Origin of the sequence: Oceaniglobus roseus, from assembly GCF_002869745.1 — a bacterium.
GTDB classification, from domain to species: domain Bacteria; phylum Pseudomonadota; class Alphaproteobacteria; order Rhodobacterales; family Rhodobacteraceae; genus Oceaniglobus; species Oceaniglobus roseus.
In genome coordinates, this window is record NZ_PNOS01000042.1 from 23,608 (window position 1) to 42,947 (window position 19,340).

Consider the following 19,340-nt stretch of genomic DNA (forward strand, 5'->3'; position numbering starts at 1 on the left):
CATTGCGGCAGCGAGGACTCCATGCGCATCGGACTTTACCCCGGCACCTTCGACCCCATCACCCTGGGCCATCTCGACATCATCCGCCGGGCCTGCCGCCTGGTGGACCGGCTGGTGGTGGGCGTGGCGATCAACGACGACAAGGGGCCGATGTTCTCGCTCGACGAGCGGGTGGCGATGGTCGAGGCCGAGTTCGGCGGGCTGACCGAGAAGACGGGTTGCGAACTGGTCGCCCATCCATTCGACAACCTGCTGATCGACTGCGCCCGTGACGTGGGCGCCACGCTGATCGTGCGGGGACTGCGGGCGGTCGCCGATTTCGAGTACGAGTACCAGATGGTAGGCATGAACCGCGTGCTCGACGATTCGGTCGAGACGGTGTTCCTTATGGCCGAGGCGCGCCACCAGGCTATCGCCAGCAAGCTGGTGAAGGAGATCGCTCGCCTTGGCGGCGACGTGTCGAGCTTCGTCAGCCCGGCCGTGCGCGACGCGCTCAGCGGCAAGCTCGACCGGGTCTGAGCGGCGCCGCCGATGGATGCCGCGCCACCCTGGCTGCACCGCGCCCTGCCCCACGACCCGAGGCCGCGCCGCCTGCCCGGCGTCCAGCCGCTGGACCCGGCCGACTGGCTGAGGGTGGACGAGGCCTTCGGAGCGCAGATGGCGCTGCGGGACCGGCTGGTGGCCGAACGCCCCGAGGCGGTGCTGGCGCTGCTGCCCGAGGCGCGGGAGGCGGCGCTGGAAGCCATGGAGGAAACGGCGTCGGCCCTCGCGCGCCTTCCGGGATACGAGCGGCGCGCAGATGTGCTGAACCGTCCCGACGGCGTGGCCGTCGCGCTCGACCCGTCGGATCCCATGGCGGCGCTGGCGCGCATGGGCCAGGCCGACATCTGCCTGATGCTGCCGGGCGCCGACGAATATGTCCTGGCCGCGGGCGCGCTGTGCTTTCCGGCCAGCTGGACCCTGTCACAGAAGCTGGGCCGCCCGCTGACCGGCGTGCACCGTCCCGTCGCGTCCTACGACGCCGACCTCGCGCGGCGGGTGGACCGTCTGTTCCGCGGGATCGCGGCGGGGCGGCCGCTCTGGCGGAGCAACGCGCTGGTCTACACCGATCCCGCCCTGTTCCTGCCGCGCAGTGAGGGCGAAGGGCGGGCCCGCGGCGAGGGCACCCGCCGCTACCTGCGCAGCGAGCGTCAGTGCCTTCTGCGCCTGCCCCGCAGCGGCGCGGTGGCCTTCACCATCCACACCTACCTGGTGGCCGTCGAGGATCTGCCGACGGCGTGGCGGTCGGCCTTCGACCCCGAGCCGGACGGCGCGGCGAAGCGCACCGCCTGAGCGGCCTCAGAACAGGTGCGCGAGGGTCAGCGCCACGGGCAGCAGCCCGCCGAGGTCCGACCCCGAGGCCAGGCCCTGCGTCGCCGTCAGGGTCGTCAGGCCGCAGGCCGTCCCGGTCAGCGCCAGGGCACGGGAGGTGCCCGCGATGGTGCCGCCGCGGATCAGGTTGTAGGTCATCAGCCCGGCGCCGATCGGCAGGCTCAGCACCATCACCGTGGTGTTCAGCGCATAGAGCGTGACGGTCTCGCAGACATTGTGCTGCTCGCGCTCGGACGCTTCCGGCAGAACCGCCTCGACCGTCGCGTCCAGTCGGGCGCGAAGCTCGGCACGGGCCTTGTCGAAGAAGTCCGGATCGAGCGTGTCGAGCTTGCCGGCCGGCGCCGCGGCTCGCGGGGCAGCCGACAGGCTGGTGCCGACAGTGGCCAGCGTCGCCGGCTCGGGACGGGCCGAGGGCACGGCATAGGTCTTGTCCTCGTGCCGCCACAGCACCCGGTGCGGCGTGATCTGGCCGAAGATCTGGAGCGTCGCCGCGGTGAGCGCGCGGAACCGCCGGTCGGCAACGCCGTCCCCGCAGGAGCCGTCGCGGGGCGTTTCGGCGCTGATCTGGATCTGCGACGGCCGGTCGGTATCGCAGGCGACGGTGACGATCAGCTTGGCGCTGATGTACTGAAGCTCGCAATCCTCGGACATGCCGACGACGTCGAACACGAACCCCCGCCGCTCCAACGCCTTCGTCAGCGGCGCGGCCATCGCCTCGAGGTTGAACGCAACCTTGCCGTCGTAATGCAGGACCGCCAGGCTCTCATCGTACCTTCTGGACATCTCTTGCTCCACGTTCATGGATCTGTTCAACCTGAGATTGCCGAGCAAAAGAGAAAAGAATGAGGCGGGAAACGCGCCTTTTCGGCATCCGGAACGGTTTTCGCGGGGCGGGAGGGCGGTTTCGGCAATCATCCGCCGACAACAGGCGGAAAAGCGCAAGGGGCGCCCCGAAGGACGCCCCCGCACCGCTGTCGCACAAGGGAGGTGTCAGCAGCTGTAGTACATCTTGAACTCGATCGGGTGCGGGCAATGCTCGTAGGCATAGATCTCGTCCCACTTCAGGTCCATGTAGCCCTCGATCTGGTCCATGGTGAAGACGTCGCCCGCCAGCAGGAACTCGCAGTCCTTCTCCAGCTCTTCCATCGCCTCGCGCAGCGAGGCGCAGACGGTCGGGATGCCGGCCAGCTCTTCGGCGGGCAGGTCGTAGAGGTCCTTGTCCATCGCCTCGCCCGGGTGGATCTTGTTCTTGATCCCGTCGATGCCCGCCATCAGCAGGGCCGAGAAGGCGAGGTAGGGGTTCGCGGACGGATCGGGGAAGCGGGCCTCGACGCGCTTGGCCTTCGGCGATTCGGCCCACGGGATCCGGATGCAGCCCGACCGGTTCGAGGCCGAGTAGGCGCGCAGCACCGGGGCCTCGAAGCCCGGGATCAGGCGCTTGTAGGAGTTGGTCGAGGGGTTGGTGAAGGCGTTCAGCGCCTTCGCGTGCTTCAGGATGCCGCCGATGTAGTAGAGCGCGTTGTCGCTGAGGTCGGCGTACTTGTCACCCGCGAAGGTCGGCTTGCCGTCCTTCCAGATCGACATGTTGACGTGCATCCCCGTGCCGTTGTCGCCCGCGATGGGCTTCGGCATGAAGGTCGCCGACTTGCCGTAGGCGTGGGCGACGTTCTGGATGATGTACTTGTACTTCTGAAGCTCGTCGGCCTGCTTGGTCAGGGTGCTGAAGATCAGGCCCAGCTCGTGCTGGCAGGACGCCACCTCGTGGTGGTGCTTGTCGACCTTCATGCCGATCCGCTTCATCGTCGACAGCATTTCAGAGCGCAGGTCCTGCGCGTCGTCCACCGGGTTCACCGGGAAGTAGCCGCCCTTGATGCCGGGCCGGTGGCCCATGTTGCCCATCTCGAACTCGGTGTCGGTGTTCCACGCGGCGTCGATGGCGTCGACCTCGTAGGAGACCTTGTTCATGCCCACCTGGTAGCGGACGTTGTCGAAGATGAAGAACTCGGCCTCGGGGCCCATGTAGGCGGTGTCGCCGACGCCGCTGGCCTTCAGGTATTCCTCGGCGTTGCGCGCGGTGCCGCGGGGGTCACGCTCGTAACGCTCCATCGTGTCGGGCTCGTACACGGTGCAGTGCACGGCCATCGTCTTTTCGGCATAGAAGGGGTCGATGTAGACGCTCTCGGGGTCCAGCATCAGCTTCATGTCGGACTTGTCGATCGTCTTCCAGCCCGCGATGGACGAGCCGTCGAACATGAAGCCGCTCTCGATGAAGTCCTCGTCGACCTGATCGGCCATCACCGTGACGTGCTGCAGCTTGCCGCGCGGGTCGGTGAAGCGGATGTCGACGTATTCGACGTCGTCATCCTTGATGGTCTTCAGCATGTCTGATGCGCTCATGTGACTTTTCTTCCCTTGAAGTTTCGTTGGTATCAGGCGCCGGGCCGCGGCGCGGATCGGGACGCGGCGGAAACCGCCCGCGCGTCAGAGGGCGTCGCTGCCGGATTCACCGGTGCGAATTCGGATCGCCTGCTCGACGGTCGACACGAAGATCTTGCCGTCGCCGATCTTGTCGGTCTTGGCGGCGGCGACGATAGCCGAGATCGCGGCATCCACCTGCTCGTCGTCCAGAACCACCTCGATCTTCACCTTCGGCAGGAAGTCGACGACGTATTCGGCCCCGCGATAGAGCTCGGTATGACCCTTCTGGCGGCCGAAGCCCTTGACCTCGAGCACGCTCAGACCCTGGACGCCGATCTCCTGAAGCGCTTCCTTCACTTCGTCGAGCTTGAAGGGCTTGATGATCGCTTCAACTTTTTTCATTCGCCGACTCCCCCGGGCTTGCTACATCGGGTCAGACCACTTCCGCCCGCCGGTCACAATTCGGCAGGCCGACGGGGCGCCGTGGCGGCGGGGGAAATCTCGAAGGAGCGCCTAAAAATGCAGCACATGGATCAATTCACGGGCGGTTTTGAAACCCGCCGCGACGCGGCATGAGCGCGCTGCTGACCTCGGCCGAGATGCGCGCCCTGGAACAGGCCGCGATCACCGGAGGCAGCGTCACCGGGCTGGAGCTGATGGAGCGTGCGGGGCGCGGCGCGGTCGAGGCGATGCTGGCGGAATGGCCCGCGCTGGCGTCCGGCGGACACCGGGCCGCGGTGTTGTGCGGCCCCGGCAACAACGGCGGCGACGGCTTCGTGGTGGCGCGGCTGCTGCACGACCGGGGCTGGGAGATCACGCTGTACCTGTTCGGCGATCCGGCGAAGTTGCCCCCCGATGCGCGGACCAACCACGACCGCTGGTGTCAGCTCGGAAAGGTTCTGCCCTGGCCCGGTCCGGACACGCCCCATGATCCCCGGAACAGCGATCTGATCGTCGATGCCCTGTTCGGTACGGGGCTGACCCGGGGCCTGTCCTTCGACAGCGGCTTCGGGTCGATGCTGCCCGGGCGGGACCTGCGAAACCAACCGGGGTCGCCGCGCGTCGTCGCGCTCGACGTGCCTTCCGGGCTTTGCAGCGACAGCGGGCGGCTGCTGGAAGGCGACGCGCTCCGGGCCGACCTGACCGTCAGCTTTCACAGCCTGAAGGCGGGTCACGTGCTGGCCGAGGGGCCTCATCTGTGCGGGAAGGTTGCGGTCTGCGACATCGGCCTGTCGGGGCCGGGGGGCCGCGTGGCACGGCTGGTCGGCCCCCCGCACCGCCAGGTCGGCACCCGCGCCGACCCCTTCGGGCGGCCGCAGCACAAGTTCGACCACGGCCACGCCCTGGTGCTGTCGGGCGGCGTCGGCCACGGCGGCGCGGCGCGGATGGCGGCGCGCGGGGCGCTCCGGATCGGGGCGGGGCTGGTGACGGTGGGCTGCCCTCCCGCGGCGCTGATCGAGAACGCGGCGCAGCTGACCGCGATCATGCTGAAAAGCGTCAAGGACGCCGATGCGCTGGCCGACATGCTGGAGGACAGCCGGCTCAACGCGCTCTGCGCCGGGCCGGGGCTGGGGCTGGATCCGCGGGCGGCGGCGCTGGTGGGGTGCGTGCTGAAGGCGCGGCGGCCCACGGTGCTGGACGGCGACGCGCTGACCCTCGTGGCGCGCGACCCGGAGCTGTTCGCCGTGCTACACCGGGACTGCGTGCTGACGCCCCACGGCGGCGAGTTCGCGCGCCTGTTCCCCGACATCGCCGACCGGCTGGCCGAACCGGAGGTGCACGGCCCGGCCTATTCCAGGCTCGACGCGGCGCGCGCCGCGGCGGCGCGGGCGGGAGCCTGCGTGCTGCTGAAGGGGCCGGACACGGTGATCGCGGCGCCCGACGGCAGCGCCGCGGTGCATGCCGCCGCCTACGGGCGCGAGGCGCCCTGGCTGGCCACGGCGGGGGCGGGCGACGTGCTGGCCGGGTTCATCGCGGGACTCCTGGCGCGCGGACTGCCGCCGCTGGAGGCGGCGGAAAATGCGGCGTGGCTGCATGTCGAATGCGCGCTGGACTTCGGCCCCGGCCTGATCGCCGAGGACCTGCCCGAGCGCCTGCCCGCAGTGCTGCGGCGGCTCTCAGACTGACAGCGCGTCGAGCGCGTCGATCACCGCGCTAGCCCCGGTCTCGGCCAGCTTCCGCCCGTGTTCGGCGCGGATCCCGGCCAGATGCGCGCCGCCGGTGAAGCCGACCGACCGGATGCCCGCCGCCTTCGCCGCCATGATGCCGAAGGGCGAATCCTCGATCACGAGGCAGTCCCTTGGCGCGACGCCCATCGCCGCGGCGGCGTACAGGAACAGGTCCGGCGCCGGCTTGCCCCGCACCACCATCTCGGCGCTGAAGACATGGGGAAAGCGGTGGGTCAGGTCCATCGCGCCAAGCGCGACGCTGATCCGCTCGAAGGTGCCGCTGGAGGCGATGCAGTAGGGCAGCCCGCGCGCGTCCAGCCGGTCGAGCAGCGCCGGCAGGCCCTGCACCGGCGCCAGCTCGGCGCGGAAGCGGTCGTAGAGGACGGAATGCCAGGCGGCCTCGAACCCCTCGGCCGGGCCATGGGGCGAGCGCGCGGCGACATCGGCGGCGATGGTGGCAAGCGAGGCGCCGAGGTAGCGGTGGCGCACGTCCTCCTCGCTGCCCGCGATGCCAAACTTTTCCAGCACGTCGCGCAGGGAGGTGAGCGAGATGATCTCGCTGTCCGCCACCACCCCGTCGAAATCGAAGATGACGAGCGACGGGGCGCCGAAGGGATCGCTGCCTCCAGGCGGGGCCGCGGCGGGTTCATCCTGGGCCATGACCGCCCCCTAGCGCAGCGCGTGGCCGGCCGAATCGAACTGGTGCAGCCGCGCCTCGGGGATCGCGAGGCCGATCTCGGACCCGACCGGCGTCTCGTCGTCGCCGTTCACGCGCACCACCAGCTCTCCGGCGCCGCCCTCCCGCGCGGTGTAGAGCAGCGTCTCGCCACCCAGCCGCTCCTTCACCGTCACCGTGGCGTCGAGGTTGCCCTGCCCCTTCGCCACCGGCGCGAAATGCTCGGGACGGCAGCCGATGAAAGCCGTCTCGCCCTTCAGGTCCAGGCCGCGCACCCCCGCCTTGTCGAAGACGTTCATCGCGGGCGAGCCGATGAACTCGGCCACGAATCGCGAGACGGGCCGGTGGTACAGCTCCATGGGCGAGCCCACCTGCTCGACCCGGCCGCGGTTCAGCACCACGATCTTGTCGGCCATGGTCATCGCCTCGACCTGGTCGTGGGTGACGTAGATCATCGTCGCCTTCAGCTGCTTGTGCAGGCTCTCCAGTTCCACCCGCATCTGCACCCGGAGCTTGGCGTCGAGGTTCGACAGCGGCTCGTCGAACAGGAACACCTTGGGGTTCTTCACGATCGCCCGCCCGATCGCGACCCGCTGGCGCTGGCCGCCCGAAAGCTGGCCGGGCTTCCTGTCGAGATAGTCCTCAAGTTGCAGCACCCGCGCCGCCTCGGCGATCCGCTCTTCCCGGAGCTTCGGGTCGAACCTGTTGACCTTCATCCCGAAATCCATATTCTCGCGCACCGTCATGTGCGGGTAGAGCGCGTAGGACTGGAACACCATCGCGATGTCGCGGGCGGAGGGCTCGGCGAAGGTCACGTCGTTGCCGTCGATGGTGACGCGGCCCGAATCGATGCCCTCCAGCCCCGCCAGCGTCCTCAGCAGCGTGGACTTGCCGCAGCCTGAGGGGCCGACGAAGACCACGAACTCGCCCTCGGCGATGTCGAGGCTGACATCGAACAGCGCCTGCATTCCCCCGTAGGACTTGTTGATCCCCTTGATCTCGATCCCGGCCATGGCCGCGCCCTCCTCCGCTTCCGTCGCGCCGCGGGGCGGGCGACCAGATGTTGCCGTTGCGTTACTTTTGTATTGACATCGGCCCGAGATCAATACTTTTGTATCTCCACCAGTACAAATGAATGTTTGCACAGTCTGCATTTGTCAGGGAGGACACCAATGACACTGAAGAAGCTGCTCTGTTCGGCCGCCATCGCGACCGCACTGGCCACCGGCGCCCATGCGCAAAGCGACGGCTGGAGCCTCGCCAAGGCCGCCGAACCCTACAAGGGAACGACCGTCGACGTCGTGTTCCTGCTGCGCCCCGGCTACGAGGCCATAGAGGCCATGCTGCCGGAGTTCGAGAAGGAAACCGGCATCAAGATCAACATCATCAAGCACCCCTACGAGAACGCGCTCGGCGAGCAGGTGCGCGACTTCGTGGCCGGGGGCGACCTGGACATCGCGCTGATCGACCTCGTCTGGATCGGCAGCTTCGCCGAGAACGGCTGGATCGTCCCGGTCGACAAGATCAGGGAGCAGTATCCCGACATCATCGACCCCGATCTCGACATGGCCGACTTCTTCCCGCTGACGCTGGACGCCTTCGGCACCTGGGACGGCACCGTCTACGGCCTGCCCTTCGACAACTACTCGGGGCTGATGTTCTACAACGCCTGCATGCTGAAGGACGCGGGCTTCGACGGGCCGCCCGAGACTTGGGAAGAGCTGAAGGACACCTATGGCCCGGCCCTGACGAAGGACGGCAAGTACGCCTTCGCGCTTCAGTCCAAGCGCAACGAGACCCAGTCGGCCGACAGCTTCGCCCGGGTGATCTGGCCCTTCGGCGGCTCGTTCCTGGACGACAACTTCAAGTCGAACCTGATGTCCGAGGGCTCGCAGGCCGGTCTGAAGTTCCGTCAGGACCTGATGCAGTACATGCCCGACGGCATCGTCGCCTATGACCACGCCGAGACCGTCAACGCCTTCGCCCAGGGCGACGTGGCGATGATCACCGAGTGGTCGGCCTTCTACTCCTCAGTCGTGTCGCCCGACACCTCGGCGGTGGCCGACTGCGTCGAGATCGCGCCCGAGCCGAAGGGCCCCGCGGGCCGCAAGCCCGCGCTCGGCGGCTTCTCCCTTGCCGTGGCCGAGCAGGCCGACGAGGCCGAGAAGGCGGCCGCCTGGCTGTTCATCCAGTGGGCGACCTCGAAGGCCAACGCGAAGGAATACGTCGAGCGCGGCGGCGTCTCGGCCCGGCAGTCGGTGTACAACGACGAGGAGCTCGCGAAGAGCAAGAAGTTCATCCCGGCGCTGGTGGAAAGCTGGCAGGAGGGCGTGCCGGAGTTCCGCCCGCGCTTCGCCGAATGGCCCGAGATCACCGAGATCGTGCAGGAGTGGGGCACGAAGATGATGCTCGGCGAAGTCTCGACCGAGGACGGCGCCAAGGAGATCGGCACCCGCATGGAAGAAGTGCTGGACGCCGCCGGCTACTACGACGGCAAGAAGCCGCTCGTCCAGTAAGGCCATCGCCCCCGACAACCGGCCGGGCGCCCGTCGCGGCGCCCGGCCCCTTCGCTCCGGTCATGGGAGGACACGGCATGCGCGGCCAGGTTTCACGGCGCACGACCCTCGGCTTCATCGGCCCGGCCGTCTTCGGCCTCGCCATCGTCGGCATCGCGCCGCTGCTCTATGCCGTCTGGACCTCACTCCACTTCTTCAACCTGACCAAGCTGGCCCGGGTCGAGTTCATCGGGCTCGAGAATTACTGGACGGTGCTGACCGACGGCGTGTTCTGGCAGGCCATGGGGCGCACCTTCTTCCTGCTCGCCACCGCCCTGCCCCTGCAGATCGCGCTCGGCCTCGGGATCGCGCTGCTCCTGCACCAGCCGGGGCTGACGCTGGTCAAGACGCTGGCGCGGCTGTCGCTGGTGCTGCCGATGGCGACGACCTATGCCGTGGTCGGCCTCCTGGGCCAGGTGATGTTCAACCAGAAGTTCGGGGTGGTGAACCAGCTTCTGGGGGGCGCCAACATCAACTGGATCGGCGATCCGACCAACGCCTTCGCCATGATCATCTTCTGGGACGTCTGGCAGTGGACGCCCTTCGTCGCCCTCGTCCTGCTCGCCGGCCTGACCATGGTGCCGGGCGAGGTGGAAGAGGCCGCGCGGCTGGAGACGAACAGCTGGTGGACGATCCTGCGCCACGTCCAGCTGCCGTTCCTGCTTCCGGGGCTGACCGCGGTGCTGATCCTGAGGACCGCCGACACGCTGAAGCTGTTCGACATGGTCTTCACCCTGACCCGGGGCGGCCCGGGTGCGGCGACCGAGTTCATCTCGCTGATGATCCAGCGGGTCGGCTTCCGCGGCTTCGACCAGGGGCTGGCCTCGGCCCAGGCGGTGATCCTGCTGATCATCACCATCATCCTCGCCCGGATCTACATCCGCGTCTTCTACAAGGAGGTCTGAGTCATGCGCCGCCAACGCTCCACCCTCTGGCAGCTCGTGCTTCTGGCCGGGGTGATCCTGCTCTGCGTCTTCCCGTTCTACTGGATGGTCACGACCTCGCTGAAGACGCAGATCGTGGCGCTCGAGGCGCCGCCGGTCTGGATCTTCGAGCCGACGCTCGATAACTACCGCGAGGCGCTGTTCGAGGACGGGGTGCTGCGGACGCTGGTCAACTCGCTGATCATCGCCGTCTGCACGACGCTGCTGGCGCTGCTGCTGGGGGTGCCTGCCGCCTTCGCGCTCGCCCGGTTCGAGTTCCGCGGCAAGAAGGACCTGTGGTTCTGGTTCATCACCAACCGCATGGTGTCGCCCATCGTGCTGGCGCTGCCGTTCTTCCTGATCGCGCGCAACCTCGACCTGCTCGACAAGCACATCACGCTGATCCTGATCTACCTGACCTTCAACCTGCCGATCGTCATCTGGATCGTCACCGACCAGTTCCGCGGCATCCCCTACGACCTCGACGAGGCGGCGCGGCTGGAAGGCGCCTCGCAGTTCACCATCATGCGCAAGATCTGCCTGCCGCTGGCGATGCCCGGCGTGGCGGTGTCGGCGATCTTCTCCTTCATCTTCTCGTGGAACGAGCTGATGTTCGGCCTGATCCTGACCCGCTCGGACGCCAAGACCGCGCCGGCCATGGCGGTGTCGTTCATGGAGGGCTACGACCTGCCCTATGGCAAGATCATGGCGACCTCGACGCTGATCGTGATCCCGGTGCTGATCTTCGCGCTGATCGCCTCGAAACAGCTGGTGCGCGGGCTGACCATGGGGGCGGTGAAGTGAGGGGGGTGGCCTCCAGTGGCGTCGCCTTCGCTCCGGGCATCGCCGCAGTCTCCGAAGTCTCCGCTCTGCGCAAAGGGCAGCCCCCGGCCGCCGGGCGGGGGAAAAGCCCCCGCCCGGGGGGGCGGTCGGGGGCTGCCCGGCGTGCCGCCGGGCGGGACATCTGCGGCGGTGTGCCAAACGGCAAACGGGTAACCCGTTCTGCCCTATCACGCGCCGCCGCCCCCTCCCCGCGGGACATCCCCGCCCTCCCGCATTACATCTCCGCTCCAAGGCCATAGCCCCAAGGAGACCGGAGCCATGTCGCGCTACATCAAGATCGGCCAGATCGACCCGGACGAGCAGCTTCTCGTCCGCCTCGCCTGGGCCTGCGAGGTCGAGGGGCTGACCCAGAGCGACGCGGCCGAGCGCTTCGGCATCACCCGCCTGCGCGTCAACAAGGCGCTGAGCGAGGCGAAGCGCCGTGGCATCCTGAGGATCAGCATCGAGTCGATCTACCGCGCCGCCGCCGATCTCGAATGGCAGCTCGAACGCCGCTTCGGGCTGAAGGGCGTCTGCGTCGTCCCCTCGCCCGAGGACGCCGAGACGGTGACGACGCTGGTCAGCGCGGGCCTCGGCGCCTATCTTGGCAAGCTGCTGGCCGACACGAGGATCACGACCTTCGGCATGTCCTGGGGCAACACGCTGAACCTCGCCACCCGCTACATGCAGCCGGTGAACCGGCCCGACCTCGAAATCGTGTCGATCATGGGCGGAGTCGCCCGCGGCTCGGACGTCAACGGCTACGAGATCACGACCCGCCTCGCCGACATCTGCAATGCCGAGCACAGCTTCTTCACCGCGCCGCTCTTCGCGGGCAGCGCCGAGAGCCGCCGGATCATCATGGAGCAGGACGTCATCGCCTCGATGATCGCCCGGATTCGCGAATGCGAGGCGGTGGCGCTGGCCACCGGCGACCTGACCAGCTCGCTCCTCGTGAAGGACGCCCTGCCCCGCGACATCGACCCGGCCGAACTGCGCGCCCGGGGCGGCGTCGGCGACATCATCGGCCATGTCCTGAACGCCGAGGGCGAGCTGATCGACCACGAGGTGAACCGGCGGGTCATCGGCATCTCGCTCGACGACCTTGCGCGGATCGACAACGTGATCCTCGCCGCCGGCGGCCTGCACAAGGTCCCCGTGATCCTCGCCGCGCTCCGCCGCGGCTTCGTCGACACGCTGGTGACGGACGAGAACACGGCGCAGAAACTGCTCGAGACCGCGGACGCGCGGATCGCCGAGACCACCTGAGGAGAAAGAACCATGGCCGAAGCCCTCGTCCTGGAAGAGAAGAACAAGCTCGCCCTGCGCGACATCGACCTGCCCGACACGCTGGGCGCGGGCGACGTGCGCATCGCCATCGACACCGTCGGCGTCTGCGGCAGCGACGTGCACTACTATACCCACGGCAAGATCGGCCCCTTCGTGGTGAAGGAACCGATGGTGCTGGGCCACGAGGCGGCGGGAACCGTCACCGAGGTCGGGCCCGAGGTCACGCACCTGAAGGTCGGCGACCGGGTGTGCATGGAGCCGGGCATCCCCGACATGCGCTCGAAGGCCAGCAAGCTCGGCGTCTACAACGTGGACCCCGCGGTGCGGTTCTGGGCCACGCCCCCGGTCCACGGCTGCCTCACGCCCTCGGTCGTCCATCCCGCCGCCTTCACCTACCGCCTGCCCGACAACGTCAGCTTTGCCGAAGGCGCCATGGCCGAACCCTTCGCCATCGGCATGCAGGCGGCGCTGCGCGCGAAGATCAAGCCGGGGGACATCGCCCTTGTCACCGGCTGCGGGCCCATCGGGATCATGGTGGCGCTGGCGGCGCTCGCCGGGGGCTGCGCGAAGGTCTTCATCGCCGACCTCGTGGACGAGAAGCTGGGCGTCGCCGCGCAGTACGACGGGATCGAACCGGTCAACGTCACGCGGGAGAACCCGGCCGAGGTGGTGCGCGAGGCCACGGGTGGCTGGGGCGCCGACGTGGTGTTCGAATGCGCGGGCGCGGCCAAGTCGGTGCAGACGGCGCTGGAGGCGGTGGCGCCCGCCGGCTGCGTCGTCTGGGTGGGCATGCCAGTGGATCCGGTGCCCTTCGACCTGGTGCTGGCGCAGTCCAAGGAGATCCGGATGGAGACGGTGTTCCGCTACGCCAACATCTACGATCGCGCCATCGCCCTGATTGCCTCGGGCAAGGTGGATCTGAAGCCGCTGGTCTCTCAGACCTTCGCGTTCAAGGACAGCATCGCCGCCTTCGACCGGGCAGTCGAGGCCCGGCCCACAGACGTGAAGATCCAGATCCGGCTCGGACAGGACTGATGACCCTTCCGGACGATATCGCGACCCGCGTGCTGGACGAGCTTCGACCCGGCCTTGCGCCGGAGGTGCTGGCGCAGATTCCCGCCCTATCCGAAACGCTGGCGGGGGCGGGCCCCATCGTCTGTTACGGCGTCGGGCGCGAAGGGCTGATGATGCGCGCGCTGGCCATGCGGCTGTTCCATCTCGGCCTCGACGCGCATGTGGTCGGCGACATGACGGCCCCCGCCCTCGGGCGGGGCGGCGTGCTGCTGGTCAGCGCGGGGCCCGGGCAGTTTTCCACCGTCGCGGCGCTGGCGGGGGTGGCGAAGGAGGCCGGCGCGAAGGTCGTCTGCTTCACCGCCACGCCCTCGGGCGCGGTACCGCGGGGCGCGGACATGGCGGTGCACCTCCCCGCGCAGACCATGGCCAACGACCGGGGCGCGGCGCCGTCGGTCCTGCCCATGGGCTCGCTCTACGAGGCGCTGATGTTTCTGTTCTTCGAGCTTGTCATCCTCGAACTGCGCGACCGCATCGGCGTCACGCCCGAGGCCATGCGCGCCCGCCACACGAACCTGGAGTGACCCGATGCGCCGCTGGCAGGACCGCTTCTCTCTGACAGGCCGCCGGGCGCTGATCACCGGCGCCTCTTCCGGCATCGGTTGGGCGATCGCCGAGGTCTTCGCCGATGCAGGCGCCGACATCGTCGCGCACGGGCGGGACAGCGACCGGCTGGCAACCCTGGCCGAAACCGTCCGCGCGACGGGCCGCCGCTTCGACGCCGTGACAGGCGACCTCGCCTCGGCGGAGGAAACGGTGCGGGTCGCGGAGGATGCGCTGGCGGGCGGCGCAATCGACATCCTCGTGAACTCGGCGGGCATCGCCCTCACCGGCCCCGCGACGGAATACAGCCTGGAGGACTGGAACCGCACGCTGGCCGTGAACCTCACCGCGCCGTTCCTCCTTTCGAAGGCCCTGCTGCCCGCGATGATGGCGCGTCGGCGCGGCAAGATCGTCAACATCTCGTCCCAGACCGGGGTGATCGCGCTGGCCGACCATGCGGCCTATGCCACGTCGAAGGGCGGGCTCAACGCGCTGACCAAGTCGCTGATGACCGAGGCCGCGCCACACAATGTGCAGGTGAACGCGATCTGCCCGACCGTGGTGCTGACCGAGATGGGCAAACAGCTCTGGTCGGCGCCCGAGAAGAAGGATCCGTTCATCGCGCGCACCCCGCTCGGCCGGTTCGGGGAGCCGGTCGAGATCGCGGACCTCGCCCTCTATCTCGCCTCGCCAGCATCGGACCTCGTCAACGGCGAGATCGTGATGATCGAAGGCGGCTATTCCAGCATCTAGGGAGGATTTCGATGACCGACGGACTGCAGGGAAAGGTCGCCGCCATCACCGGCGCGGCCTCGGGAATCGGGCTGGAGTGCGCGCGCCAGTGCCTTGCGGCCGGGGCGCAGGTGGCGCTGGTGGACCGCAACGCCGAGGCGCTGGAGAAGGCCTGCGCCGACCTGGGCGACGGCGCCTTCGCCGTAGAGACCGACCTGATGGACCGCGACAGCGTCGCCCGGATGCTGCCGCAGATCCTGAAGGAGGCGGGGCAGCTCGACATCTTCCACGCCAACGCAGGCGCCTATGTCGGCGGAGACATCCTGGAGGGCGATCCGGACCAGTGGGACCGGATGCTGAACCTCAACATCAACGCCGCCTTCCGCTCGATCCACGCGGTGCTGCCGCATATGGCGGAGCGCAAGACCGGCGACGTGATCCTGACCAGCTCGGTCGCGGGCGTCATCCCCGTGGTGTGGGAGCCGATCTATACCGCCTCGAAACACGCCGTGCAGGCCTTCACCCACACCGTCCGCCGCCAGATGGCGCGCCACGGGGTGCGGGTCGGGGCGATCTTGCCGGGCCCCGTGGTGACGGCGCTGCTCGACGACTGGCCGAAGGCGAAGCTCGACCAGGCGCTGGAGGAAGGCAGCCTGATGCAGCCGAAGGAGGTGGCCGACTGCGTGGTGTTCATGCTGACGCGGCCGCGCAACGTGACGATCCGCGACCTCGTCCTGCTGCCGAACGCGGTGGACCTGTGATGGCGGGACCGTATTTCATCGGCGCCGACGTCGGCACCGGCAGCGCCCGGGCGGGGATCTTCGACGCCGCAGGCACGCTGCTCGCCAGCCACAAGCACGACATCCGCACCTGGCGCGAGGACGGCGGCATCGCCGAACAGTCCTCGGACGACATCTGGTCCGCCGTCGCCACCTGCATCCGCGCGGTCGTGGCCGAGGCGCAGGTCGTGCCGGAGCAGGTGGCCGGGGTCGGCTTCGACGCCGCCTGCTCGCTCGTCGTGCTGGACCGCGACATGCAGCCGCTGACGGTCTCCGCCTCGGGCGAGGCCGAGCGCAACGTCATCGTCTGGATGGACCACCGCGCGACCGAACAGGCGGAACGCATCAACGCCACCGGCCACCGGGTGCTCGACTACGTCGGCGGGCGGATCTCGCCCGAGATGCAGACGCCGAAACTCCTGTGGCTGAAGGACCGGATGCCCGAGACCTTCGCGGCGGCGGGCCAGTTCCTCGACCTGCCCGACTTCCTGACCTGGAAGGCGACGGGATCGCTGGCCCGTTCCGCCTGCACGGTGACCTGCAAGTGGACCTACCTCGCCCACGAGGAACGGTGGGACGACAGCTATTTCCACGCCGTCGGGCTGGGCGAGCTGGCGGACGAGGGCTTTGCCCGGATCGGGCAGGAGATCCTGCCGCCCGCCGCCCCTCTCGCCGGTGGGCTGAGCGAAGAAGCCGCCGCCGACCTCGGGCTGTCCCCCGGCACGGCCGTCGGCGCGGGGCTGATCGACGCCCACGCGGGCGGCATCGGCACCGTGGGCGCCGACCCCGGGGCGGGGCCGCAGCAGGTCATGGCCTATGTGTTCGGCACCTCCGCCTGCACCATGGCCTCGTCGGACGAAGCCCATTTCGTGCCCGGCGTCTGGGGCCCCTACTACTCCGCCATGGTGCCGGGGCTCTGGCTCTCCGAGGGCGGGCAGTCGGCGGCGGGCGAGGCCATCGCGCATCTCATCGCCACCCACCCGGCAGGGGCCGAGGCGGCGGCGCGGGCGAAGGCGGCGGGACAGTCGGTGCAGGCGCTGCTGCTGGACGAGGCCGAACGGCGCGCAGGCAGCGCCAGCGCCATGGCCGAACTTGCGGGCAACCGCCTTGTGGTGCCCGACTTCCTCGGCAACCGCGCGCCCCACGCCGATCCCCACGCGACGGCCACGGTGTCGGGTCTGACGCTGGCCCGCGGCTTCGACGACCTGCTCGCGACCTACGTGGCGGGCGTGCTGGGCGTCGGCTACGGGCTGCGCCAGATCCTCGCGGCGCAGCGCGACCGGGGCGTGGCGCCCGGGGCGGTGGTGATCAGCGGCGGCGCGGGAGAAAGCCCGGCGATCCAGCAGCTCCTGGCGGACGCCGGGGGGCTGCCGGTCCTGTCGACGACCTGCCCCGAGCCGGTGCTGCTCGGCGCCGCGATGCTCGGGGCGGTGGCGGCGGGGCAATACGACTCGGTACGCGACTGCATGGGCGCGATGTCCCACATCGGGAAACGGCACGATCCCGCGGGCGGCGCGGTGGCCGAGCGTCACGCGGCGCGGTTCGCGGCCTACATCGCGATGCAGGAGGCCGAGCGTGCGCTCAGGGCGCGGCTCGCGGAGATCGGCGCCGGGCAACCCTAGACTCCGATACCGACCGGCTTTCCACGCCGCGCGGCTACCGGCGCCACCCGGTCTTCATCGGGGTTACGGGACCCGGAGCAGAACCGGCCATCGTCCCGCGAAGGCCGACAGGCACACTGCCGGCCATTCCCGGCCACCGCTCCGCACGAAGAGCAGCCTCCGACCGCGGGCGGGGGCTGCCCGGGATTCCCCCGGGCGGGAGATCTCCGCAAAGCGCGCGGAGTTCCCCGAACTCCGCTCCCCCGGCGCCGCTCGGCACTCCCCCTTCCGCGGGTGTGCCCCGGAGTTCCCCGAACTCCGGCCGCGCGCCGCCGCCCTAAGCCGCGCTCGTCACCTTCGCCAGCGCCTCGACCTTCCCCTTCGCCGCGCCCGAATCGATGCTCGTCCGCGCCATCTCGACCCCCTCGGGAAGAGAAGACGCGCGCCCCGCCACCACAAGCGCCGCGGCAGCGTTGAACAGCACCGCGTCGCGATAGGCCGAGTCCGCACCGTCCAGCAGCGCCCGGAACGCCTTCCCGTTCTCCTCGGGGGTGCCGCCCAGGATCGCCTCGAAGGGGTGCATCGGAAGCCCGGCGTCCTCCGGCGCGATCTCGGTCTCGCTGACGACGCCGCCCTCCAGCTTCGCCACCCGCGTCGGCGCGGCGATGGAGATCTCGTCGGTCCCGTCGCCGCCATGCACCAGCCAGGCCACCTCGGACCCGAGCGCGGCCAGCGTCTCGGCCATGGGCCGGATCACCTCGGCGGAGAACGCGCCCGTCAGCTGCCGCTTCACCCCGGCCGGATTGGTGAGCGGGCCGAGGATGTTGAAGATCGTCCGCGTCCCGAGCTCGCTGCGCGCGGGCATCACGTGGGCCGTCGCCGGATGGTGCATCGGCGCCATCATGAAGCCGATCCCCGCCTCGGCCAGCGCCCGCTCCACCACCTCCGGGCCGACCATCACCTGGATGCCCATCTGGGTCAGCGCATCCGCCGCCCCGGATTTCGAGCTGAGGTTGCGGTTGCCGTGCTTGGCCACCACCACCCCCGCCCCGGCCACCACGAAGGCCGTCGCGGTCGAGATGTTCAGCGTCCCCTTGCCGTCGCCGCCGGTGCCGACGATGTCGATCGCCCCCTCGGGCGCCTTCACCTTGCGGCACTTCGCGCGCATCACCGCGGCGGCGGCGGCGTATTCGTCCACCGACTCGCCCCGCGTCCGAAGCGTCATCAGGAAGCCGCCGATCTGCGAGGGCGTCGCCTCGCCCTCGAACAGCAGGCGGAAGGCGGTCTCGGCCTCGGGGCGGGTCAGCGGGCGGGACACGGCGGCGGCGATGAGAGGCTTCAGATCCTGGGTCATGCCGGAACCTTCGCGCTCTCGAGGAAGGTCTTCAGCATCCTGTGCCCGTGTTCCGAGCGGATGGATTCGGGGTGGAACTGCACCCCCTCGATCGGCAGGTTCCGGTGGCGCAGCCCCATGATGGTGCCGTCCTCCAGCGCCGCCGTGACCTCCAGCGCGTCGGGCAGGCTCTCCCGCTCGACCACCAGCGAGTGATAGCGCGTCGCCGACAGCGGCGAGGGCAGACCGGCGAACACGCCCTTGCCCTCGTGCAGGATCCGCCCGGCCTTGCCGTGCACGATCTCGTGGCAGCGCACCACCTTGCCGCCGAAGGCCTGCCCGATGGTCTGGTGGCCAAGGCAGACGCCCAGAAGCGGCGTCCCCGTCTCGGCCGCGGCGGCGGTCAGCGCCAGGCAGATCCCCGCGCGGTCGGGATCGCAGGGGCCGGGCGACAGGACGATGGCCGACGGGTTCAGCGCCATCGCCTGCCGCACGTCCATCGCGTCGTTGCGGTGCACCCGCACGTCGGCGCCGAGTTCGCCCAGATAATGAACGAGATTGTAGGTGAAGCTGTCGTAGTTATCTATGAGAAGCAGCACGTTGGGCGTCCTTCGGCTGGGTCGGTGGCGGCGGGGCGCCGTGGCGTCGGCACGGCGCGGTTAAGGGGTGAACCCGGCCGTCAGCCGGGCTATACATGGCCGGACTGGCGGCCGGGGGTCAAGCGCCCTCGGGCAGGACCGTGACAGCGGCGGCGGACGGCAGGGCAACAGGCAGGAGACGGAGAGATGGCATCGTGACAGGCGGCAAGGTTTCGGGTGTGATCGGCGGTCTGTTCTGGGGGCTTGTGCTGTGCTGCGTCTTCCTCGCCTTTGCCTCGCAGCAGGCCCGCCGCTATGCCGTGGCGCCGCCGCCAGCCGTGGTGCCCGAAACCGCGCCGGAACCGGCGCCGGACGCGGAGTCCCCTCCGGCGGCGCGCACGGAAGGACCGGCGGTGGATACGACGTCCGATGCCGGAACCGGAACCGTCACCGATCCGGAGACACCCGACGCCGGGGCGC

Annotated in this window: 19 protein-coding genes and 1 pseudogene; 13 read left to right on the forward strand and 7 right to left on the reverse strand. The window is 69.3% G+C overall.

The genetic code is table 11. From position 1 onward, the window contains the following. Nucleotides 1–21 precede the first annotated feature (21 nt). Together coaD and A7B20_RS17805 are read left to right on the forward strand one after the other, a co-directional pair. On the forward strand, nucleotides 22–519 hold the full coding sequence (gene coaD, locus A7B20_RS17800; protein WP_102109933.1) for a pantetheine-phosphate adenylyltransferase: 498 nt from the start codon (nucleotides 22–24) through the stop codon (nucleotides 517–519). A 12-nt stretch (nucleotides 520–531) separates the two neighbouring features. Then, nucleotides 532–1,332, forward strand: coding sequence for a heme-dependent oxidative N-demethylase family protein (locus tag A7B20_RS17805; protein WP_102109934.1), 801 nt, complete (start codon nucleotides 532–534; stop codon nucleotides 1,330–1,332). A gap of 6 nt (nucleotides 1,333–1,338) precedes the next feature. Here the strand turns inward: A7B20_RS17805 and A7B20_RS17810 are convergent, their stop codons facing one another. The 3 genes from A7B20_RS17810 to A7B20_RS17820 all read right to left on the reverse strand — a co-directional run bounded on the left by A7B20_RS17810 (nucleotide 1,339) and on the right by A7B20_RS17820 (nucleotide 4,191). Next, nucleotides 1,339–2,154: a hypothetical protein gene (locus tag A7B20_RS17810; protein WP_172961053.1), complete on the reverse strand. Its 816-nt coding sequence runs from the start codon at nucleotides 2,152–2,154 to the stop codon at nucleotides 1,339–1,341. A gap of 207 nt (nucleotides 2,155–2,361) precedes the next feature. Further along, nucleotides 2,362–3,768, reverse strand: coding sequence for a type I glutamate--ammonia ligase (gene glnA / locus A7B20_RS17815; RefSeq protein WP_102109936.1), 1,407 nt, complete (start codon nucleotides 3,766–3,768; stop codon nucleotides 2,362–2,364). 84 nt (nucleotides 3,769–3,852) lie between these two features. Further along, the gene (locus A7B20_RS17820) at nucleotides 3,853–4,191 is read right to left on the reverse strand and encodes a P-II family nitrogen regulator (RefSeq protein ID WP_102109937.1); all 339 of its coding nucleotides are present in this window, start codon (nucleotides 4,189–4,191) and stop codon (nucleotides 3,853–3,855) included. Between the two features lie 170 nt (nucleotides 4,192–4,361). On the opposite strand from A7B20_RS17820, the gene A7B20_RS17825 reads away from it, so the two are divergent. Beyond that, a complete protein-coding gene (locus A7B20_RS17825; RefSeq protein WP_102109938.1) occupies nucleotides 4,362–5,915 on the forward strand; it encodes an NAD(P)H-hydrate dehydratase in 1,554 nt (517 codons plus the stop codon). Here the strand turns inward: A7B20_RS17825 and A7B20_RS17830 are convergent. Both A7B20_RS17830 and A7B20_RS17835 read right to left on the reverse strand, forming a co-directional pair. Then, a complete protein-coding gene (locus tag A7B20_RS17830; RefSeq protein ID WP_102109939.1) occupies nucleotides 5,907–6,617 on the reverse strand; it encodes an HAD family hydrolase in 711 nt (236 codons plus the stop codon). The two genes, A7B20_RS17825 and A7B20_RS17830, sit on opposite strands and share 9 nt — an antisense overlap. Nucleotides 6,618–6,626: 9 nt before the next feature. Then, nucleotides 6,627–7,646, reverse strand: a complete 1,020-nt coding sequence (locus tag A7B20_RS17835) for an ABC transporter ATP-binding protein (RefSeq protein WP_102109940.1) — start codon at nucleotides 7,644–7,646, stop codon at nucleotides 6,627–6,629. 159 nt (nucleotides 7,647–7,805) lie between these two features. Between A7B20_RS17835 and A7B20_RS17840 the strand changes: the two genes are divergently transcribed. From A7B20_RS17840 to A7B20_RS17880, 9 genes are all read left to right on the forward strand, one after another. Next, nucleotides 7,806–9,149 carry an ABC transporter substrate-binding protein gene (locus A7B20_RS17840; protein ID WP_102109941.1) on the forward strand — a complete coding sequence of 448 codons (1,344 nt, stop codon included), beginning with the start codon at nucleotides 7,806–7,808 and terminating at the stop codon, nucleotides 9,147–9,149. A 77-nt stretch (nucleotides 9,150–9,226) separates the two neighbouring features. Next, the gene (locus tag A7B20_RS17845) at nucleotides 9,227–10,093 is read left to right on the forward strand and encodes a carbohydrate ABC transporter permease (RefSeq protein WP_102109942.1); all 867 of its coding nucleotides are present in this window, start codon (nucleotides 9,227–9,229) and stop codon (nucleotides 10,091–10,093) included. Between the two features lie 3 nt (nucleotides 10,094–10,096). Beyond that, nucleotides 10,097–10,915 (forward strand): carbohydrate ABC transporter permease, encoded by an 819-nt coding sequence (locus A7B20_RS17850; protein WP_102109943.1) that lies wholly within the window; start codon nucleotides 10,097–10,099, stop codon nucleotides 10,913–10,915. Between the two features lie 297 nt (nucleotides 10,916–11,212). Beyond that, nucleotides 11,213–12,202, forward strand: a complete 990-nt coding sequence (locus A7B20_RS17855) for a sugar-binding transcriptional regulator (RefSeq protein ID WP_102109944.1) — start codon at nucleotides 11,213–11,215, stop codon at nucleotides 12,200–12,202. A gap of 12 nt (nucleotides 12,203–12,214) precedes the next feature. Further along, nucleotides 12,215–13,258 carry an NAD(P)-dependent alcohol dehydrogenase gene (locus tag A7B20_RS17860; RefSeq protein ID WP_102109945.1) on the forward strand — a complete coding sequence of 348 codons (1,044 nt, stop codon included), beginning with the start codon at nucleotides 12,215–12,217 and terminating at the stop codon, nucleotides 13,256–13,258. Further along, entirely contained in the window at nucleotides 13,258–13,818 is a 561-nt protein-coding gene (locus A7B20_RS17865) for an SIS domain-containing protein (RefSeq protein WP_102109946.1), read from the forward strand. Before A7B20_RS17860 ends, A7B20_RS17865 begins: the two co-directional genes overlap by 1 nt. A gap of 4 nt (nucleotides 13,819–13,822) precedes the next feature. Then, on the forward strand, nucleotides 13,823–14,590 hold the full coding sequence (locus tag A7B20_RS17870; protein ID WP_102109947.1) for an SDR family NAD(P)-dependent oxidoreductase: 768 nt from the start codon (nucleotides 13,823–13,825) through the stop codon (nucleotides 14,588–14,590). 11 nt (nucleotides 14,591–14,601) lie between these two features. Continuing rightward, nucleotides 14,602–15,330 (forward strand): SDR family oxidoreductase, encoded by a 729-nt coding sequence (locus A7B20_RS17875; protein WP_102109948.1) that lies wholly within the window; start codon nucleotides 14,602–14,604, stop codon nucleotides 15,328–15,330. Further along, nucleotides 15,330–16,970 carry an FGGY-family carbohydrate kinase gene (locus A7B20_RS17880; RefSeq protein ID WP_102109949.1) on the forward strand — a complete coding sequence of 547 codons (1,641 nt, stop codon included), beginning with the start codon at nucleotides 15,330–15,332 and terminating at the stop codon, nucleotides 16,968–16,970. The genes A7B20_RS17875 and A7B20_RS17880 overlap by 1 nt, the downstream gene beginning before the upstream one ends. A gap of 316 nt (nucleotides 16,971–17,286) precedes the next feature. On the opposite strand, the gene trpD is transcribed toward A7B20_RS17880, so the two are convergent. Together trpD and A7B20_RS17890 are read right to left on the reverse strand one after the other, a co-directional pair. After that, nucleotides 17,287–18,303: an anthranilate phosphoribosyltransferase gene (gene trpD, locus A7B20_RS17885; protein ID WP_102109950.1), complete on the reverse strand. Its 1,017-nt coding sequence runs from the start codon at nucleotides 18,301–18,303 to the stop codon at nucleotides 17,287–17,289. Continuing rightward, on the reverse strand, nucleotides 18,300–18,881 hold the full coding sequence (locus tag A7B20_RS17890) for an anthranilate synthase component II (RefSeq protein WP_102109951.1): 582 nt from the start codon (nucleotides 18,879–18,881) through the stop codon (nucleotides 18,300–18,302). Before A7B20_RS17890 ends, trpD begins: the two co-directional genes overlap by 4 nt. Nucleotides 18,882–19,099: 218 nt before the next feature. Between A7B20_RS17890 and A7B20_RS21500 the strand changes: the two are divergent. After that, nucleotides 19,100–19,340 (forward strand): annotated as a pseudogene (locus tag A7B20_RS21500) (hypothetical protein); the annotation flags it as partial.